Origin of the sequence: Helicobacter bilis (assembly GCF_900198365.1) — a bacterium.
GTDB classification, from domain to species: Bacteria; Campylobacterota; Campylobacteria; order Campylobacterales; family Helicobacteraceae; genus Helicobacter_A; species Helicobacter_A bilis_B.
In genome coordinates this window covers 13665-30412 of sequence record NZ_FZMS01000054.1, presented here as the reverse complement: position 1 = coordinate 30412, position 16748 = coordinate 13665, and the positions used below count along the sequence as shown (strand labels likewise).

At 34.3% G+C, this 16748-nt stretch carries 13 protein-coding genes; 4 read left to right on the top strand and 9 right to left on the bottom strand.

Annotated features, from left to right (window positions below; genetic code table 11):
• Positions 1-272: 272 nt before the first annotated feature.
• On the bottom strand, positions 273-1118 hold the full coding sequence (pstC, locus tag C6H08_RS07680) for a phosphate ABC transporter permease subunit PstC (protein ID WP_027338363.1): 846 nt from the start codon (positions 1116-1118) through the stop codon (positions 273-275).
• 398 nt (positions 1119-1516) lie between these two features.
• A complete protein-coding gene (locus C6H08_RS07675) occupies positions 1517-2344 on the bottom strand; it encodes a substrate-binding domain-containing protein (RefSeq protein WP_034579952.1) in 828 nt (275 codons plus the stop codon).
• A 272-nt stretch (positions 2345-2616) separates the two neighbouring features.
• Here C6H08_RS07675 and C6H08_RS07670 point away from each other — a divergent pair, with 272 nt between their 5' ends.
• The 4 genes from C6H08_RS07670 (at position 2617) to C6H08_RS07655 (ending at position 8838) form a co-directional block, all read left to right on the top strand.
• Positions 2617-3096 (top strand): hypothetical protein, encoded by a 480-nt coding sequence (locus tag C6H08_RS07670; RefSeq protein WP_034562848.1) that lies wholly within the window; start codon positions 2617-2619, stop codon positions 3094-3096.
• A 191-nt stretch (positions 3097-3287) separates the two neighbouring features.
• Positions 3288-4898, top strand: coding sequence for a glutamine hydrolyzing CTP synthase (pyrG, locus tag C6H08_RS07665; RefSeq protein WP_034562850.1), 1611 nt, complete (start codon positions 3288-3290; stop codon positions 4896-4898).
• 8 nt (positions 4899-4906) lie between these two features.
• Positions 4907-6658: a single-stranded-DNA-specific exonuclease RecJ gene (locus C6H08_RS07660; RefSeq protein WP_034579517.1), complete on the top strand. Its 1752-nt coding sequence runs from the start codon at positions 4907-4909 to the stop codon at positions 6656-6658.
• Between the two features lie 47 nt (positions 6659-6705).
• Entirely contained in the window at positions 6706-8838 is a 2133-nt protein-coding gene (locus C6H08_RS07655) for a pseudouridine synthase (protein WP_034579515.1), read from the top strand.
• A 42-nt stretch (positions 8839-8880) separates the two neighbouring features.
• Here the strand turns inward: C6H08_RS07655 and C6H08_RS07650 are convergent, their stop codons facing one another.
• From C6H08_RS07650 to C6H08_RS07620, 7 genes are all read right to left on the bottom strand, one after another.
• Positions 8881-9489 (bottom strand): threonine/serine exporter family protein, encoded by a 609-nt coding sequence (locus C6H08_RS07650; protein ID WP_034562856.1) that lies wholly within the window; start codon positions 9487-9489, stop codon positions 8881-8883.
• Entirely contained in the window at positions 9482-10267 is a 786-nt protein-coding gene (locus C6H08_RS07645; protein ID WP_034562858.1) for a threonine/serine exporter family protein, read from the bottom strand. Before C6H08_RS07645 ends, C6H08_RS07650 begins: the two co-directional genes overlap by 8 nt.
• Positions 10268-10282: 15 nt before the next feature.
• The gene (locus C6H08_RS07640) at positions 10283-11527 is read right to left on the bottom strand and encodes a type 1 periplasmic-binding domain-containing protein (RefSeq protein ID WP_034562860.1); all 1245 of its coding nucleotides are present in this window, start codon (positions 11525-11527) and stop codon (positions 10283-10285) included.
• Between the two features lie 34 nt (positions 11528-11561).
• Positions 11562-12473: a hypothetical protein gene (locus C6H08_RS07635; RefSeq protein WP_034562863.1), complete on the bottom strand. Its 912-nt coding sequence runs from the start codon at positions 12471-12473 to the stop codon at positions 11562-11564.
• 311 nt (positions 12474-12784) lie between these two features.
• Complete coding sequence (locus C6H08_RS07630; RefSeq protein ID WP_034579513.1) at positions 12785-13471, bottom strand: ABC transporter ATP-binding protein; 687 nt, start codon at positions 13469-13471, stop codon at positions 12785-12787.
• An 83-nt stretch (positions 13472-13554) separates the two neighbouring features.
• Positions 13555-15153 (bottom strand): phospholipase D family protein, encoded by a 1599-nt coding sequence (locus C6H08_RS07625; RefSeq protein ID WP_052092704.1) that lies wholly within the window; start codon positions 15151-15153, stop codon positions 13555-13557.
• A gap of 16 nt (positions 15154-15169) precedes the next feature.
• Positions 15170-16693 carry a zinc-binding metallopeptidase family protein gene (locus tag C6H08_RS07620; protein WP_034579511.1) on the bottom strand — a complete coding sequence of 508 codons (1524 nt, stop codon included), beginning with the start codon at positions 16691-16693 and terminating at the stop codon, positions 15170-15172.
• Between the last annotated feature and the right edge of the window lie 55 nt (positions 16694-16748).

The window sequence follows — 16748 nt, the reverse complement described above, 5'->3', positions numbered from 1 at the left end:
GCATTTGTGTATGTTTTTGCGGGATTAGATTCTATATTTACAATTACAAAGAAAGTTTTTGATAAATAAGCTGTATTTGGAATCATAACTTAAGATTAGTAATGTCTAAAAAATCTCTTTTATATCCTTATCTGTTTAAAGGGTTTGTAAAATTTCTCAAAATGAATTTAATATTGCTTTCTAAAAGCAAACATGTATATTAAACCCCAATATGACATATTAAAAAGCTTATTTATTCCACACTTAAGCGATAGAATAAATAAGCAAAGATTCTAAATCTTCTCTTTTTTGATAAGATTGAAACATACATTTATCAGCAAGATAAATACAAATAGCACGACAGCATTTGCGATTAATACCTCTCTATGTAAGCCCTCTGCATAGCTCATCTCAAGCACGATATTTGTCGTTAAAGTCCTTACGCCATCAAGCACACTACTTGGAAGCTGCACCTGATTCCCAGCAACCATAATAACAGCCATAGCCTCGCCAATAGCCCTACCAACGCCAAGTATAACTGATGCTAGAATGCCCGACTTAGCCGCAGGTAAAACCGCAAAAAACACACTTCTTTCACTACTAGCCCCAAGTGCTAACGCCCCTTCATAATAGCTTGTCGGCACAGAATCTATCGCAGCCTTTGATACAAGAATAATCGTAGGCAATATCATAATGGTAAGAATGAAAGACGCCGCCAATACACTTTTGCCCGGTATGCCATCAAATATACCAGCAAGTAGCGGCACAATAATCACTAAACCAAAGAATCCATACACAACAGATGGGATAGCCCCAAGCAACTCAACCGCCATGATGAGATACTTTTTCGGACCTTTTGGACAAAACTGCGATAAATAAACCGCACTAAAAATCCCAAGTGGAACGCCAAAAAGGATAGCAAGAGCGGTTACACACAGACTGCCTATAATCATAGGGAAGATTCCAAAAAATTCCTGTTCTGGATACCAATCTAGCCCGAATATAAAATCCATAAAGCCAATCTGCTTCATCGTAGGGATTGCATTTGCAAATAAGAAAAAGCAAATCGCACAAACTGCAAAAATAGATCCCATCGCACAAAGTGCAAATAAAGTGTGAAAAAATCTTTCTTTAAACATTTATTTCCTTTAGAATCTTTATAATAAAGCTCAGCGTTGCATTTAGATTCTTAAAACAAAACTTTGTTGCAATAAGTGTTGTTTTAAAAATCTTTACTCTTTGTGATGAATTCTTTGCCTACTTAACTTAAGGATAAATTCTTGTCATATTGAGTCATAGCTGAAATATCTCCCTTAAATTATACAATTTGAAACATTTCACCACATTCAACATGACAATTTGTTTTAGACTACAGATTCTAATCCCTTATTGTGTGGTTGCATGGCGTAGAGATAAAATAGTAAAATCTAAATCTTGTTTTTTGCTATTTTGAATGTTAATCAAAATATCCATTAGAATCTAAGCTAGATTCTAAAGCAACCCAAACCCTACACCACAACTCATGAGATTAATCTCATTATTTCACTTGATCCCAAGTCGTCATTTCGCCTGTGAAAATCTTATACACGCTATCTTTTGTGATATTTGTGATAGGATTTGCTTTATTTACAATAATAACTAAACCATCAATTGCTAACACACGCACACTAATCCCTCTTTTTAACTCCGCTTCTTTCACCTCACGAGATACCATTCCTATATCTGCGATGCCCTCTACTACGACATTAACACCTGTTGTAGAATCTGATTGCTGAATCTCAATCACTACATTTGGATTGACACTTTTATAAGATTCTACAAGCTTTTCCATAAGTGGTGTGATAGAGCTAGAACCAGCTATTACAAGCTTTCCTTTAGGTTTTTTACTCACAAATTTTTTAGTTTTTGTCGCAATGTAGCCAGACTTTTCAATGATTGCTTTCGCATTAATGCTATATGCTAAAAAGTCTTCAATGAGTGGATTGCTTTTCTTGATTACCACATTAAATGGACGAGAGATTTTATAACTCTTATTATTAATATTTTCAACGCTTGGCATAACACCTTCTACACTTATTGCTTTCACATTATCATTCAGTGAGCCAAGCGAAATATAACCGATAGAGTTTTTAGAGTTTGCCACCGTTGTCATCATTACACCTGTTGAGTTTGTAACCTCCGCTTTCGTTGTGGTAGCATCAATTTTCTTGCCTTTTAATTCTTTTTGAATCCCAAAAATCTCAGTAAAAGCACCACGAGTCCCAGATCCCATCTCCCTTGAAATAGGGTAAATATTCTCTGCTGCCATAGCTATATTTGCACCAAGAGTTAAGCCTGCCACAAGCCCTAATATACACTTTTTCATCATAAAAAATCCTTTCAAGTAAAATGTGCTGCAAGTATAAATATAGCTTGTAAAGTTGCAAAATAAAGAATGTAAATTTTTAGTAAAATTGATTTGTATTAGTTGTATGTTTCTTGGCAATTGCGTACATATTTTTTCACATGTTTGAGTGCGATGTGTTATCTACACAAATTTCACACAAAAATATTACAATATACATTGCAATATTTGAAATAGTAGCAACATATCATCTCCCCATTTTTAGTTTTATAATCACGCCTGAAAGGAAATAAATGGATTCAATAAACTTTAAATTTCAACGCATACAAATTGATCCGCAAGATTATGATGATGAACTACTTGCTGAATATACGCATGAGCTTATTTTGCAACCCTACATTAATAATCAATATTTTCATTTTAAAAACAATGCGTATTATTTAAATATTTCTCGTTTAGAGTATTCCTTGCAAGAGAGTTGCAAATGCCCAATTTTTGTGTGTGGTTGCGGCGATGAAGGGTGTGCGGGGATAGTCAATACACCTAAAATTATCGTTTTAGATTCTGTAATTATGTGGGAAATTTATGAGCCTAAAGAATTTAACTTTACTTTTGATAGAATACAAAATTTAACCGCTATTAAAGATTTGAAAGATTCAATGTTGCAGTATTGTAGCCTTGAGGAATGGCAAAAAACTATGTATTTGGGAATAGAAGATGCGGATTATTTCTTACGCAAAAGCCCTATACACATATATAAAGAAATAAAATAAGCTTTTATCACACATATTCACAAGCCTACACTAAGCAAAGACTATGATCACAATAAATATCAAATCTCATACAAACACAAAAAACCAAAACGACAACTTAAGAGAAATGATGGGGCATTGCACTTTTTACATACTTTTATTTTATAATTGCACTTGAAAAATAGACTCGAAAAAAAATAAAAAGGTGTTATATGGATACAAAATATATCTTTGTTACAGGCGGTGTTTTAAGCTCTCTTGGGAAAGGCATATCATCATCATCTATTGGGACTTTACTGAAACATGCTGGGTTTTGTGTATCCATTTTAAAGATTGATCCTTACATTAATGTAGATCCGGGGACTATGAGTCCGCTTGAGCATGGTGAAGTGTTTGTTACCCTTGATGGAGCAGAAACAGATTTAGATATAGGGCATTATGAGAGATTCTTAAACACAAGCTTTTCAAGGAATAATAACTTCACAACAGGGCAAATCTATCTATCAGTCATTGAGAAAGAGAGAAAGGGCGAGTATCTAGGCAAAACTATACAGATTGTGCCGCATATTACAGATGAGATTAAAAGTCGTATAAAGCGTGCTGGTGTTGGCTTTGATGTGCTTATTGTAGAGCTTGGTGGCACGGTGGGCGATATTGAGGGTATGCCCTATTTAGAAGCCATGCGACAATTAAAGCATGAAAAAGGCGCACATAATGTATTAAGCATACATGTTACACTTGTGCCTTACATTAAAGCCGCTGATGAGCTAAAGACAAAGCCAACGCAGCATAGCGTGCAGGAATTGCGTAGGATAGGCATTAGCCCACAAATAATTATCGCAAGGTCTGAAGTCCCATTATCAAAAGACACAAAGCAAAAAATAGCCCTTGCATGTGATGTGGATACGGATAGTGTGATTAGTGCCGAAGATGCACAAAGTATTTATAAATGCCCTATAAACTTTATGAGTGAGGGTATATTAGCCCCATTATCGCGCATTTTGCAATTACAGATTACACCAGATATGAGAGAATGGGATTTACTTGTAAAAAAGATTCTATCGCCTACAAAGCAGATTACAATAGGTTTTGTGGGTAAATATCTCTCCCTTAAAGAATCTTATAAATCACTCTTAGAAGCCCTAACTCATGCGGGGGCAAATCTAGATACAAAAGTTGAAATTGTGTTTTTAGATTCTGAACATATTGAAGAGTCAAAGTTAGAGAATCTAGATGGTATATTAGTCCCTGGTGGCTTTGGTGAAAGGGGTATTGAAGGTAAAATATTTGCCATTCAATATGCTAGAGAGAAGAATATACCTTTTCTTGGAATCTGTCTTGGCATGCAGCTTGCATTAATTGAGTTTGCAAGGAATGTATTAAAACTAGAAGATTCTAACTCCACAGAGTTTGATAAAGAATGCAAGAATCCTATTATCTATATGATTGAAGACTTTTTAGACACAGAGGGTAATAAGCAGGTAAGGACGCATAACTCCCCGCTTGGTGGCACAATGCGACTTGGCGAGTATGAATGCTATCTAAAACCAAATACAAAGATTTCAAATGCCTATAATAATCTAAAAGTTGTGCGAGAGAGACATAGACACAGATATGAGGCAAATCCAAAGTATAGATCTTTATTTGAAGAGAACGGCTTAATCATTAGTGGTGAGTGTAATGGGCTTATTGAGACAATAGAGATTGCAAAGCATAACTTTTTTGTTGGTGTGCAGTTTCACCCTGAATTTACCTCAAGATTACAGAATCCTAATGCCATTATCCTTGCATTCGTGCAGCAAGCCCTAAAGTATCACAAATAAGGTGTAATATGCCTAGTGATTCTGTTATAAACACGCAGCATGACTTTAATGCGATCAAAAAAGGCTTACAAACCTTTAGTCATATCGATGAAATAGAATCTATTTTAAAAACAAGATTCAAAGACTTTTGCTTTCACACATTAAAAGATATACCGCACCCAAAAGAACTTTATAATAATATGGAAGCAAGTCTTTTTGTATGTCAAAGCATATTAAAGAATGAAAAGATTGTAATCGTTGGGGATTATGATACTGATGGAATCTGTGCGACTTCTATTATACTTGATTTTTTCGACCAGCTTTCATATAATAATGTAGCCTTTGCTATGCCAAATAGATTCATACATGGGTATGGTTTCAGCACAAAACTATTTCATGAGATTCTAAAAGAGCATAGTGATGTAAAAGTGATTATAACCGTTGATAATGGTGTGAGTAGCTTTCAAGCAGCAGATCTTTGCAGGGAGCATAATATAGGATTGATAATCACAGATCATCATACACTTGAAGTAGATAGCAATAAAAGTCAAAAGATTCCTTGTTGCAACTTTATGATTAATCCGCAACAAGCAATATGTAACTTCCCTTATAGTGAGATTTGTGGGAGCTTAGTGGCGTGGTATTTTTGCTGTGCGATAAAGATTAGTATGCTAAATCTTTGTAGTGATTCTAATGCTAAGAATAACCAGACAAAAAAGTTTTTAAATTGCTATGAAAAGAATCTAAAAACTATAAGAATGGAATCTTTTCTACTGCTTGTAGGTATCGCAACAATCGCTGATGTAATGCCACTTAATGCGATAAATCACACGATTTGTAAATACGCCTTAAAGCACATTCCAAATAGTAAAAGATATGCCTTTCAAGCCCTTATGGAGAATCTAAAAAGCAGTATTGACTCTCAAGTGCTAGGATTTAGAATTATTCCGCTTTTAAACGCAGCAGGTAGGATTAGCGATGGTAAAATCGCCCTATCTTTTTTACGGGCTAATTCACTGCCAAATGCTAGATTCTATCTTAAACAACTAAAAGACTTAAACGCACAAAGAAAACATTTACAAGATGATGTAACCAATAAAGCCTTTCAATCTATTAGTCAAATACCTCAAAATGAGAATATGCTATGTGCGGTAGGTGAAGACTGGCATGAAGGTGTATTAGGGATTGTAGCGGGTAAAATGGCTGATGAGTTTCAAAAACCTTGCTTTGTTTTAACAAATACAAATGGCGTATGTAAGGGCAGTGGCAGAAGTGCTGGTGATGTAGATCTCATCTCTAGCATGCAAAAAATAGGGCATTTAATGCAGCGATATGGCGGACATGTGGGAGCTGTGGGACTGGAATTAAAAGACTATAATCTAGAATCTTTTATAAAATCTTTCAAGCCAATTTCTCATAATATAGAGAAAAAAGAGAATGTGTTGGGTATATTAAACTCACATTTAATTAATTATGAGCTTTTTTCATGTATCACAAGTTTTGAACCTTTTGGAAATGGGAATCCACTGCCAAAATTTCTCTGTGAAATGGAGATACTTGAGTGTAGGAAAACAGGGCAAGGATTCAGTGAATTTCACTTTAAACGGACAGAAAATAGCAGTATTAAAGGCATGTTTTTTAATCAAAAATATGCGGATTATAACTTTACTATCGGTTCTATATTATATTTTCGTGCGACAATAGCCCTTGATTCTCAAAACTTTTATACCACACAAAATAGGCAAATCATGCTTATAATCGATAGAGTCTATACAGAATAGAATCTATTATTTTAATCTATGCGAAATATTTATAAGGGATAGAATCTGTGGGCTTTAAGACAATCTCACTTCAAGTAGCAGAACGCATAAAAGCTACACATTTCTTACTTCAAAATGGATATAGCAAAAAGGACACACAAAAGCTACTTGATAAAAACCGCATAAAACAAGATTCTAAAATCATTCATAAAAAAGACTTTTTAGAAAAAGGACATGTAGAGATTCTAAGCTTTATGCCAGATGATATTAAGCTTACACCATTCTTTGCTTGTGTGCCACCAAATCATGTGATTTTACAGCAAGATATTCCTATTTTAGAGATAAAAATCTCGCAAAATCCCCCTTATTTTTGTGTGTTTAATAAGCCTTCAAAACTTCTCACTCACCCTAAAAACCTAGCAGATTCTAAAAGCATACTCGACTCTTTGCGGTATTATTTTGGCAAACATGCTAATCCTTGTCATAGACTTGATTATGAAACAAGTGGGCTTTTAGTGTGTTCTATCGATAAGCAAAGTGAAATCATGCTAAAAAATCTCTTTTTACAAAAAGGCGTGAAAAAAAGCTATATGGCTATTTTGCATGGCGAAGTTAAAGAATCTTTACTTATAGAATCAGAGATTATTTTTCTAAAAGATTTTGGGAATCTTTGCATTAAAGGTAGAGCTAAGGATTTAAGGGTAAAAACGATTAAAGAAAATGAAATAAAAGTTATCACAAAAGATTCTATACAACAAGACCAAAGCAGGGCTACTACCATACTCACACCACTTCATGTATTTCATAGCTTTAATGAAGTTTCAAGCTATCTTTATAAATCTAGCAATCCATTTTTTTCACATAAAGCACTTGTTCCACTCACACTGCAGGAAAATTTAGCTGATATTTCTAGAGACTTTATACAAGATTTTATGTTTTTTACAGAGTGTGATTATGATAAAAAAATTAAGCAAGATTCTATGGCTAGAAAAAGTGATGATTTTACCTTGCAATATAGCGATTTTTTTAATGAAAAGAAGTTATTGCAATGTTATGAATCTTTTCTTAATGTGTGGGGTGCGGGGTTTAGGGCGCAAAATAATATTTTAGATTCCCATACTTATCATACTGAGCCTTTAGGCGAAGTATCTAAAAAGCTAGATTTTAAACCAGCTTGTCATATTGAGTGTAAGCAAACATCTAAAGGCTTAGAATCTAAAAAAAATATTTTGCCAAATACTCATAGCAAAATATCTTTAGAAAACAATAAAAAGCTAGATTTCATAACCGCTTTTCATACTGACTTTCAGCAAAGCAAAAAAGAAATATCTAAAAACTTAGAATCTAAACAAAACGAAAAATTTACACTTGTAAAACTTTTTCCCTTAAGTGGCAAAACACATCAGCTTCGCATTCACACTTCAAGTTTGCAACATAAAATATTAGGTGATACGCTTTATGGCTTATGCCCTGTTGTTGCGAGTTTATTCCTTGATTTACAAAGCAAGAAGTTGAAAGCAAACATAGAATCTTATCTCTTTGAAACTCTCACAAAAAAGCATTCTAGCAGTATTCAAAAATATGTTTATGCTATACATTATTTAAGGCGAGATAAAAACATAACACAAAAAATGCTTTATAATGTAATGCTAAATTTTAACATAGCTTGTAAGACTATAGAAGCTAAAACAGCTTGTCATATTGAGCAAAGCGAAACATCTAATATGGAATCTAAACAAAGATTAAATTCTAAAATAGATTTAAATACAGATTCCAAAAATATTCAAATTACAGAATCTAAATATTTCGTTCTACCATTTTGTAAATTTCTATCTCTATCACTGAGTAAGATTCTAATCTCTTGCTTTTTTTCTCAAAAATATAATAAAACAAATCGGGCGAGTTTTCTCTCATATTTCTTGTATGATGATACAGAATCTATATCGCAATGCTTGCACCCTAAACCCCACTATCGCTCAAATGAGATAGATTCTAAACTCTCTCAACCACATAGTAAAATACAAACTTTCAATAAAGATTTTGAATTTTTCTTCTTTACATTTTTACTTTTTTATTATGCCTTGCCCTCACATCAAGAAAAGATTCTAAAAGATATAAGGCTTCATTATTGCAGCACAGATAGGCTATTACTACATGCTTCTAGTCTTAGCTTTTTGGAAGAGTGCTTTACATGTGAATAAGCAATAAAAACACAGATACAATATGAGTATAACAAGAGATTATTATGGCTTTTGCTTTCTAGTCTTACGCAATTCGCGTAATACCTGATAGATTGAAGTCTTTTTAGTCCCCCTTGTCATTGTAAAGTTTTGCTCATGGAAAATGATAAATATCACTAATACACCAGCAACAAGGGAGAGTGAAACAGATAGCATTGTCGTAATATTATTAAAAAATGCGAGTAAATAAGTAAGCTGTTCTGGCTTATCGGCATGTTGCGTAAAGGTGAGAAGTGATAAAATACTTCTATATCCATAGCTACCCGGAAACATAGGTAAAAGTGCGGGAAATACAATAACTTCTACGGGGACTTTTGTGTATTTTGCAAGTAGCATGGCGACAAATCCCATGCAGACTGCCGCACAAAAAGTAGCACCAGCAAGGCTAAAAATAGGGCTTTGCAAAAGAATGGAGCGGATAAAATAGCCAAATCCAGCAACAATAATGATTCCAAAAAATACCTTTTTGGGCGGATGAAGTGCATAAGCAAAGCCAAATCCAGCAACCATAGCAAATAGCATTTTATAAAAAATGTGTGGTAGCGTGTTTGTATTAAAAAAATCAGTATATAAAAACTCTTGTAATTGGGGATATAACTCTAAATTAAACATCAAACACACTCACATGAGCAATACTCAATGTTAAATACGCACCAACTGCAATACAAGTCAGTAAAATAATCATATTCACACCGCGACTTAATGCCATTAAAGTGTATTCATGCAAGACATCTGCTAGGGCATTAATGATTTGTATGCCGGGTATTAGATATACAATGCTTAAACCAATGGCAATTCCGGGTGTTTTTGTAATCCCAAAATGCACGCCAATATAGGCGACAAACGAAGAGATAAAAGATACAAGCACATAGATTCCGCGTATATCAACCTGTAAATTTGTTAGTATATGCTTGCTTGCAAATCCAGCGAATGTCCCCATAAATACGCATATCAATGCACCAATATCACCTTCAAATAACTTGCAAAATGCTGCATTCGCAAGGCTTGCAAAAAAGAGTGTAGCAAAAAAGCCATTATGCTTATTTTGCATAATATACTCAAATCTTATACGCGCTTCTTTGAGTGTGATTTTGCTATCATGTATTTGCCAGCTTAATGCGCTAAGCTCTGATATGATTCTAAAATTTGTATTCATAGGAGGGTTTGAGCTGACTTGTGTGCGACGATATTCATAATTATCTTTTTGTGCGATACTAAGATTAATGTATTTAAGCCAAATAATCATAGATACATCATATCCATAACTCTCACCAATACGCTCCGTGCAACGAGACACACGCGAGGTATAAGCACCACTTGATAATAGTGCAGCAGCATATTTTGCTAAAAATATGCTTAACTCTTCTATATCTTCGCCATTTTTATCCATAGTCTATTTACTCCTTTATTTTAACTTTACAGGGATAAAATGGGAATCTTTAACACCATAGAATCTATTATGATATATCACTTGATTGCCTTGCAAACTTTCCGAGAAAAAACGCTGATTTGCTTTACTGCCTTGTGTTAAGAATATGTCAAGAGACAAAGCGGTTGCATAATTTACCCAGTCATATTGTAAATCAGCAGATAGAATCTCATTAAATAGCAATAAACGCGTATGTATAGGGCTTATTGCACTCACGACAAAAAGCTTTTTAGCATCTTCCTTTGGCATTAAAGTAAGAAGTGAGGGGTTATAATTAATCTGTGTGGAAAGAAAGACAGAGGGCATAGCCTTTGCATTACCCATTTGAGGGATAATTAAGCCGCTTTTTATCACAGAGGTATTTAGCATAACCATAGAGTTTTTTAAACCTTGATGATATTTTGCGATGATAGGGGCAAAATTAGTAGATTTTTTGGAATCTATTATTTCTTGTCTTACATTTCCAGCACGCGATTGCACGATTGCCCCAATCATTTTTCCAATCATGCCATCATCATTAAAGCTTATAATCGCATTCTTTTTTTGCTCAGCAAGTGTTACCATCATATTTACTTGACTTTCATAGTCAATACCACCAAAATATACATTTTTATTCGGTGCAAACTTCATAGCTTGTTTTTCATTAATAGTAGGGATAAAAAGCGGTGTTGTGATATTTACATTTTGCAGCAGATTCTCTAAACCTTTTGGTGTGAGAATGCCAACTATAAGATCAAACTCTTCTTCATGTATTTTATTATAACCCGCGACAAGATTTTTTATCTCTTCATTTTGTGTATCAAGGACTTTAAAGGAAAAGTTATCGCCATGTGCGATGAGATAAGCAAGGATTGCATCAGCACTTGTTACAGAATATCTGCCGACATTTTTTTGTGGAATCATTAAAGCAACGCGGATTCCATGACTAGAATCAAACAAAGGAATAACAGCATTAATGCCAAGCTCTTCTACAACCGCTTTATATCGTTCATTTAAAGCCTTATCCTTTGTGGAACGATAATGTGAAGCAAAACTAAAGAATTGCTCACTTTCATAGAGTTTATTTAAACATGATTTAGAACATTTTTTTATCTCAATATCTACAATTTCTTGTTCAGGGACTGGCAAGGGGGACATAATATGCTCTTTTGCTACTGCTAAATGCGTTACAAATATGACAAGGCATAATGCTACTTTTTGTATGATTCTGCTGTGCAACATTCCTATCCTTAAATACAAATGATGAAACAATATTTTAGCATGAAATTGCATAAATTGCATTTCTTAGCAATACAAAATTAATAAAGGCATCTTTTTTTAACTTTGGATTCATAAGCATTTGCATAATATCTGGCACACATACACAAAGCACTTTTTTGCCCTGTGCTGTATGATATTCAAGTAGCTTACCACTTGCTTCTTGCAATGAAATCTCAAAGAAATCAAAGCATATATGCTCACCAAAAAATACCGCATAACTCATATTTTCAAGTTGAGCTTTGAGATAATTGCTGCAAATGCGTCTTTGTGTGGCAAGGGGCTGTGTGCGGATTTGCATACTTATTTGCTGATTATTGCCAACCTCAGCACATTTAAAAAGTGGAAAAAGAAATACACTTTCTTTATGGAGTAAAAAGACTTTTTCTATAATGTCAAAAAGCATTTCATTACTTCTATTTAACTCAAGATTCTCTAATAAAGCATAGCTATCTTTTGGAGCTTCCCTAAGGTGTAAGGAATCTGTGATAAAGGCAATATTTGGAAGTGCTTTTGTATGTTTTTGTAGGCTTTTAGTGGCAATAAAATCTTTATTTATAGTCTCTTTTGCATTGCTAGAGAGCGTATCGGTGGGATAAGCTTTATTTGTAGGCAAAATAGCACATAATCGTTCAGAATCTTTTACAGATTTAGAGAGAGAGCAAAGATTGCATTGTATAACTTTTTGTGCGATTTGTTGCATGTTTTGCTGTGTGTTTGTGTGATTTGAAGTAGTTGCTTCATAGCTATTATATTGCTGATTTGCTTGTGTGGCAAGAGTGATTTTTTGCTTGTGTGTATTAGAATCTTGTTTTGCTAAATCCACAAAACTATCGCCAAGCATTGCATGTCTATACAACATATCTAATGCCTTCACATGCTTATATAAAATCGCCATATCATCTTGCATAACACAATCCAAATTTTAATAAATTTTACACACAACTTTGAGAGAAGATTCTAATAAAAATATATGCTGTTTTAATAAATATATTTTACTCGATATGAATATTTGCCGATATGTATCCAATCGCGGTTGCGACTTTCAGAGTTTGAGAGGATCTTTGGCTAACATTATCTATAAAGGATTTAAGTTCTATATTACTTTCTTATTTTGAGTGTTAAACAAAAGATTTTTTAGAATCTTTAGGTTGTCTGTCTTACTACACTCAACACGGTAGGTTATTTTAGATTCTAATGATTAAACTGCATAAAGCATATTTATTGAAAAATCACTTCATCATGGATATTTCCATCTAAAAAGTGAATTGCTCTGTGTGCGTATTGTGCCATGTCTGGCTCGTGCGTTACCATAAGGATCGTGATATTCATATCGCGATTTAGTCGTGTTAGAATATCCATAACTTCATTACTTCTTTTTGTATCAAGATTGCCTGTTGGCTCATCAGCGAGTAAAAATAAAGGCTTTGTAACGATTGCACGCGCTATGGCTACACGCTGACACTGCCCACCGCTAAGCTCTCCGCTACTATGATCAGACCAGTCCGCAAGTCCCACCATATCAAGTGCTTCAAGTGCGATTTTTTGCCGCTCTCTTTTGTGCATACCGCGATATATGAGCGGTAACTCCACATTCTCAAGCGCAGAAGTCCTTGATAAAAGATTAAAACCTTGAAAGATAAATCCCATATAATGCCGCCGCAATAATGCCCTTTGTGTCCGTGTCAGCGTAAAAACATCAACACCATTGAAATAATACTTGCCCGTTGTAGCAATATCAAGGCAGCCAAGTATATTCGCCATTGTCGATTTGCCTGACCCAGAAGGACCCATGAGGGCTACAAACTCACCTTTTTTAATCTCTAAATTGACACCATGTAGGGCTTGAAAAGTATTTTTACCCTTGCCATAAGTCTTTGTTATAGAATCTAGTTGTATGAAACTCACAATTTTTCCTTACAAAATCTTTTATAAAATCTAAATTCTTGTCAAAATGCACCCACCCAAACGAATTAGATCCTAAAATTCTATCATAAAAGCTTTTCTGGCATAATCTTTGCCAATGTTTTATAGAATCTAAGCCATACGCTTGTATTTGGTGAGACGGAGAATTTTTGCACACCATTTTCATCTTTTAGTTCCCAATGGCATTTTTGCGTATTTGTATCACATACGATTTTATAGGAATCTTGCATTTGAGATTCTGTAATCTTGTGTAATTGCTCGGCTAATTCTTTGTTTTTAAAAAATACAATGCTTTCAGTATTTAGCATAGCTGATCTATAATCAAGGTTAAAGCTACCCACAGCAATGGTATGAGAATCTATAATCATGTATTTTGAGTGAAGACTTACTTTACCTTTTGATGAATGATAGAATTTTACCTTATCCTTTAGCCTTGCCTTTTTAGATTCTAAGTTTGGATACTCATAAACTTGCACACCCATCAAAGCAAGTTTATCGCGATAATTTTCCCAATGTGAATATACTGGTATGACATCAACAGAGGCAAGGGAGTTTGTAAGAATCTTAATACTAATCCCCCTATTTTGTATAAAATCACGCCATACATCCATAGCCGCGACACCCGGAACAAGATATGATGAAGAGATGACAATAGATTCTTTTGCATGGCTAAGATTATAAGATAGGGCTTCAAGGATAGGTGTTGTAAAGGGACCATTGCCTTTATCAATCTTTTCTGGTGAGTCTGCTAGGAATGTGCCCTCACCCCAAGTCATGTTAAATTCTTTATTTTTATATTTTGCCTTAAACACTTCCATATCGCTTAGATATTCTTCCCAATCAGCTTTACCTACATTGTATTGCTTGGCTTGTTCTTCTGGGCTTTTTGCTTTTTTGCGATATTTTTCTAGTTTTCTTTTACTTGGAAAGAGATTTACAGGGATACTTCGCTTATAATTCCAAAATTCTTCAAAGTTTAGTTTCGCATCTTTTGCGATATTGCCGATAAATAATAAATCTGTATCAGTAAAATTCACACTTGCATTTTCAAAATATTCATCAGCAATGTTTCTACCACCCATGATTAATGCGGCATCATCAAAGATAAAAAGCTTATTATGCATGCGTTTATTAATGCGACTGAAGTTAAATATCGCCTCAAATGCATGCATAGGACCAAAGCGAAAAAAGTATGGATTAAAGATTCTCACTTCAATATTTTCATGATTATCAAGCATCATTAAGTCATAAAAGTCCGATGAGATTCCATTATCATCAATTAAGATTCTAATCTTTACACCGCGATTTGCCGCCTCATAAAGCTCTCTTGCAAGTAGTCTTGAAGTGAGTTCATTTTTATAGATATAGGTTTGAATGTCAATAGTTTTTGTAGCCATTTGCACGAAACCTAATCTGTGTAAAAGCGCACTTGAGCCATCAGCAATGATTAATGCGCCATCTTTTTTCTGTTTTAGCTCTTCCTTATAAGGCTCTGCAATAGGGCTTTTAAAGCTATTATAATGGGGGGTATAATGCGTTTTGACACTATGATTCATAGAAGTTAGCGGCGAACACGCACTAAAGATAAGTAGGACCAAGATACACAACAAAAGCGCACCAAGCAGTGATAAACTCACGCTTAGCATTGTAGTAAAGTCTGGCATTGTTTTTCCCATATACTTATATTGTTTCCATAAAGTCTTGCAAGATTGCTACTATAACCCCAGCACTCTCAATCCATACTTCTTCATTGATAGAATGCGGTGCGTTGATTGATGGACCAATGCTTAAGGCAATAATATCAGATAACCCCAAATCTTTAAATCTTTTGAGTAAGATTCCACACTCAAGCCCTGCGTGTAACTCTACTATTTTTGGCGTTATATTGAACGGCTTTGTGTGTTTTTGCATACTCATACACATTGCTTTTAGAATCTCTTTTAGACTGCATGAAACTTTTATCTCTTCTGTTTCACATAAAGTTTTATTTATGCTACTAGATGCTATGCTTTTATCTTGTTTTTCCCATGGGGCATAATATTCACTCATTTTTATTTGCAAACTCTCTTTTTTTTGCTTTGGCTGCTCTCTTTCTAGAATCTTTTTTAGTTGAGTTAAGTTATCTTGCAATAAATCATTTGTATTAGCACGACCCATGAAAGCAAGAGATAGATTTCCATTTGCAAATGAGATGTGTGAGAGACTACGAGAGTTTTGCACTGCATTTTCTATGCTATCAAGCACACCTATATTTAAACTTAAAAGTAGATTATATAGAATCTTAAACTCTATGCCATTTGGCGTTTGTAAAAAGACTTCATTTGTTTTATCAAGCAATTCATTATGCTCTTCTTTTAGCTCCTCAAATACAAAAAATTCATTTGATTCTATACTTAGTTTTTGCTTACTTGCGATGATAAGCTTTGAGTGCATGGGGATTGAGTTGCGTTTCTCACCACCTTTCCAGTTAATCACATATAAGGAATCCTTTTCACTCTCATTTAAAGCTTTATCTAAGAAATATGTGCTTTGTAGGATTGCGTTTTGATAGTTTGGCAAAGGATTATTAATATCTAATCCACTATGCCCACCGGCAAAATTCCTTGAAGATAGGACATAATAATGATAATTTAGCGGAATCTCTTGTGTGATAAACTCACTTTGATAATTTAAGTCAAAGCCGCCCGCACAGCTTATAGTAATCTCACCTAAGACTTCAGAATCAAGATTAAGTAATATCTTAGATTGAATAGGAATCTCTAGCCCTTTTGCCCCTATCATGCCTACCTCTTCATCATTTGTGAAAAGAAACTCTGCGTGAATGCCCTGCTGCATGAAATACATCATAATCGCCATACCCATGCCATTATCCGCACCAAGACTAGAATCTTGAGCTTTTAGCCAAGTTTGCTCGATATTGTTACATCTTCTTTTTGTTTGCAAAAGATTTAACGCTAGATTTTGTGCTGCAAGTCCAACGCACACCATATCATAATGACATTGAAAACATACTTTAGATTTTGTATTTTCTTTATATGCAAGTATATTGCCAACAGAATCTTTTTTTATTGCATAGTTGTTTGATTTGGCAAAAGATTCTAAAAATGCTGCCATCTCTTTTGTATTAAAGCTACCATGTGGGATTGTCGTTAATTGATAGAAAATATTTAGTATTGCCTGTGTGAAAGAGCTTATCGCAGACATTATGCTATCCTTAAAGTTCAATATTTATTCATAACGAGACTACATTATAACCTTG